Origin of the sequence: Vibrio clamense (assembly GCF_050337905.1) — a bacterium.
GTDB classification, from domain to species: domain Bacteria; phylum Pseudomonadota; class Gammaproteobacteria; order Enterobacterales; family Vibrionaceae; genus Vibrio; species Vibrio cortegadensis.
Genome location: NZ_JAKJTJ010000007.1, coordinates 1 through 3,792 on the forward strand (window position 1 = coordinate 1; position 3,792 = coordinate 3,792).

Annotated in this window: 4 protein-coding genes; 1 reads left to right on the forward strand and 3 read right to left on the reverse strand. The window is 37.4% G+C overall.

Going from position 1 to position 3,792, the window contains the following annotated elements; all coding sequences use genetic code 11:
* Positions 1-238 (reverse strand): single-stranded DNA-binding protein (locus tag L4C39_RS00360; protein ID WP_429743766.1); only part of this gene is annotated, 238 nt, incomplete at its 3' end.
* 11 nt (positions 239-249) lie between these two features.
* Positions 250-1,548 (reverse strand): phage/plasmid replication protein, II/X family, encoded by a 1,299-nt coding sequence (locus L4C39_RS00365; protein WP_429743768.1) that lies wholly within the window; start codon positions 1,546-1,548, stop codon positions 250-252.
* Between the two features lie 129 nt (positions 1,549-1,677).
* On the opposite strand from L4C39_RS00365, the gene L4C39_RS00370 reads away from it, so the two are divergent.
* Positions 1,678-1,842, forward strand: coding sequence for a hypothetical protein (locus tag L4C39_RS00370; protein ID WP_429743770.1), 165 nt, complete (start codon positions 1,678-1,680; stop codon positions 1,840-1,842).
* A 605-nt stretch (positions 1,843-2,447) separates the two neighbouring features.
* Here L4C39_RS00370 and L4C39_RS00375 read toward each other — a convergent pair.
* On the reverse strand, positions 2,448-3,792 hold a 1,345-nt coding region (locus L4C39_RS00375; protein ID WP_429743772.1), incomplete at its 5' end, for a zonular occludens toxin domain-containing protein.

The following is a 3,792-nucleotide window of genomic DNA, read 5'->3' on the forward strand; positions in this document are numbered from 1 at the left end:
CAATATCGCCGTGCATCCCAACAACCAAAGAATTTACAGATAAATGATATTTACCAGCAGGCCAAACAGGTTGACCCTCAGACATTTTGATTTTGAACTCGATAGGGAATTTACCACCAGTATGAGCATAACCAATTTGAGTAATCATTTTCCAAGGCTTACCCTTAACAGTCACACCCTCACGAACGTCTAAACACTCATTTTCTTTAAACACTTCAATCAATAATTCATTTTTCATTTTTTTATTTCCTATGCGATTAATCTAACTACGTTTGCTGTATTAAATCCGTATTTTTCACTTAACATGCCGACTTCTGGCTCGACGTACCAATCTGGACGCTGATTAGAAAAATCAACATCAATTACTTGTAAGAGAGGAATAACATTATCTTTACCCTGCCCTTGTAAATTCTGAATTTGAGCTTTGCTATAACCAACAGCAAGTAACTCATTTAATTGACGATAAAAAGTTGCAGGTGAAGAAAAGGTTTCTTTTACTGCCTCGTAACCATCAGAAACCAAAGAACGATAGAAACGAAAAACCCTATCAGCTTTAGCAAAAGAAACATTTCCTTTAGGAGTGGTTTTAAAATAAGTTTTTTTAAGATTGTTATGGACTTCATCGTCATTAAAAATATTCATTCTTTGTCCCTCCAAAGCTTGAAATAATGGTGCAAATGCTTTTAACCAAATGTCTTGTATTAGTGATTTTCCGTCTTTTTCATATTCGTATTGATATTTAATTGCGTGATATAAATTTTTAGGTATTCCCATTGCATCAAGATAGCGACGATGCGCACCCGCTTCAAAACGAGCAAGATTGCGAGCAAAATTAATTAGTTGTGGATTGGACATAACATCGATAACACGATCAAACTCAGTAATACCAGAAGATTGAAGTGCGCGAAGTTTTGAAAGCTGATTGTTGAATTCTGGATACTTCAAATAAACCTTTCGGTCACAGTGGCGAGAACCTTGAGTAAAATAACAAGTCGTTTCATGTTCATTGCGAACACTTTTTCTCATCTGATTATTAGAGACATTTTTCAAACAAGAGATCACTTGTTTAGCTTGAAGATCGTTTTTTACACGAGCTGAATATGTTGCATCGATAGCATCAAGTGTCGCGTTGGGAATATCGAGCATGTCATAAACAGCAGGATAAGTTTCATTTAAAGCAGCAAGCATTTCATCCGAACCAAGAGCAATTGATGTTGAACCAAAAACGTTATGACCTTGAATAATTTTTGCGGGAGAGCATTTCAATTCAATACACGGAGAGCGCCAAATGGTGCCTTGGAAAATCTTACAAGCCATACCCGTGAAGTGAGTTGGTAAAGACTCGTAAGGGTGACGTAAATCAGAAACCTCATAACGATTATCTAAAGCATCACCCATGTAATGAACTGACTTGGCCTCCAAACCTATACCACGAAGTGAGCATTCAATGATGTTCACATACTCAATACACTCACCTGTCTTTGAAACGCGAGTATTAGTAACAAACTCACGCTTAAACGGCACAGAAATTTTAAGTTTATCTATCATGGTAACTTTGTCACATGTGATTTATATGCAACCCTTATACATTGTCACATGTGACATTGCAAGAAGTGATACAAATAACATTGTTACTTAACTACAATGTTGCTATGTCACCCACAAAAAGGTAAAGCCATGCCAACGCTACGACTAGACGATAACCGCTGGAGAGAGCTTGAGAAAAAAGCAGTAGAAATCACAATAAAAAAAACAAAACCAGTATCTGTACCAGAGGTTCTAAAAGCCCTTATTGATAAAAGCCTCAAAGAATTAAAAGAAGATGATGTGAAATTAAAATAAGGTTGGTTTTTCTCAATATGAGACAAGAGTACACTATTAAAGATAGTGTACTCTCCGATTCCTCCTCAACGTCCTTGCTCAGTCTTCGCCGTCCTTTTTCGTCGTCAAACGTCGAGTTATTGAAGATAAAAAAGAATAAAAAGCGGTCTGGTAGGAAGGAAGCTATTTTTCTTTGACCTGGACTAGAATCGAAATGATAAAACGGCTTTTTTGCTAATTGGGACGGATGGACAACAACGAAATCTAAAAGATGATCATATATGCAGTAGCAAAACGAATTGGTGGGACTGTAGGTTCTGGCGGGTCTATCCCTGCGGGGCTTAATTCGTATTATGCAATTTATGTTACGGGTTAACTTCTAAAAACGATTCTCGCGATGAGCATCTAAAGAGCCAGCAAGCTGACTCCCAGAATGAGCATATCCCTCGCCCACGTTTTGATTCAGTTAAGCAAAGCAAACCACTCAACATAAATYNRTGCNNATAATACGCACTAAGGCAAAGTTCTTACAAATAAGTACCAATCATAAAAATCATAGCCATTTTTTAAAATCCAACGTTTATCCATTGCAATCCTGCGACAAAAATCATAATTCTTCATACCAATCACCCGTTAGGCAAATCAAAAATATTCACATCTTCCCTTACGTCGGTCAGCTGCGAATCCTTAGCATTAAAATCAGGTACAAAATCACTCTGGTTTGGTGGACACGTTAAGAACCTAGCAACATTCACCGAAGACACCTGAATCAAACAATCATCTATCAGCTCGAAGCGATAGCCGTAACGCATCAAGACATCAGAACGAAGATAAAATGTATCCCTACCTTTATCGATACGAAAAACAAAGCTCGATAACGGATTTAAACCTAAGTGCTTACGATAACGAATATCGACAGACGTTAGATAAACAGCATCAGAACCATTGAAAATTGAAAACGACTCATAGAACGGATTCACATCATCAACAACAAGATCACTTTCGAAACCAGTTTCAGAAGTATTAACGCGAGAACCCAACCCATCAGAACGCGAGCGATTTTCTTGAATATTGCCTTGAGGTACTGAAGAACTAGACGAACTAGAAACATTACTTTGCTTAGAACTGGATGAAGTCTCAACAACGTTTTGAACTTCACCCAAATCAGAATCAGATAATACATTTGTTAAATCCCAAAAAAACTTACCAATAGCAAGAATGCCGACAAGAACCACCAAAATAAATTTAGGCGATTTGAGGATAGAAATATCAGATTTAGTTTCATTAAATCCGCCCGTCCCTGTGGACTTATAAAGCGCGAAAACATCAACAGGAATCTTTTTAGAGCTGCAACTAGCAAAATCAGTCTTAGAGCTAGGAGCTGTTTTAGTAGACTTAGGAGGATGATTGAAAATGCGCGGTCTACGTTTGCGAAAAAATGTATCCGTTGAACGGTGTGAATATGCCTCACCCGCACAACCACGTAGCCAAGTAGGAATGGAAGTATAATCTGGAGTTAATAAAACAATATCCCACTGATATTTTCTATGGCGCATAAAAGCACCGTAAAAGTTATCTGGATATAACAGCCTATTATTTTCATCTAATTGAGTGCGTTCACAATCATCTGTATCACCATCTTCAAATGAATCAGGGTCAACAGGCAACCAACGAGAGTAAAATAACTCTGAAAAATCAGAGGGCAATAAATCAATAAAATCTGATAACGGACGAGCTAAAAACTTTTCACGCTTAAAACCAACTTCAGGACAATATAAATCCTGACATTCATCAATAGCAACAAACGCCCCGATAGGCATCCAACTAAACCAATTTTGCCAAAGCTCAATACCCTCCTTTGAACGTGTAAATATACGAATCAAACGAGCACCATCAGGAAACTTTTCACCAATCAATTTCTCAATAGATTCTTTGGGTTTAATACCTTCAATATTAGTAACAACAATACGA

What these genes read in the sequence shown, in the direction of transcription:
- L4C39_RS00370 (WP_429743770.1), top strand. Translation starts at nt 1,678, where the DNA reads ATGCCAACGCTACGACTAGACGATAACCGCTGGAGAGAGCTTGAGAAA.
- L4C39_RS00365 (WP_429743768.1), bottom strand. Translation starts at nt 1,548, where the DNA reads ATGATAGATAAACTTAAAATTTCTGTGCCGTTTAAGCGTGAGTTTGTT.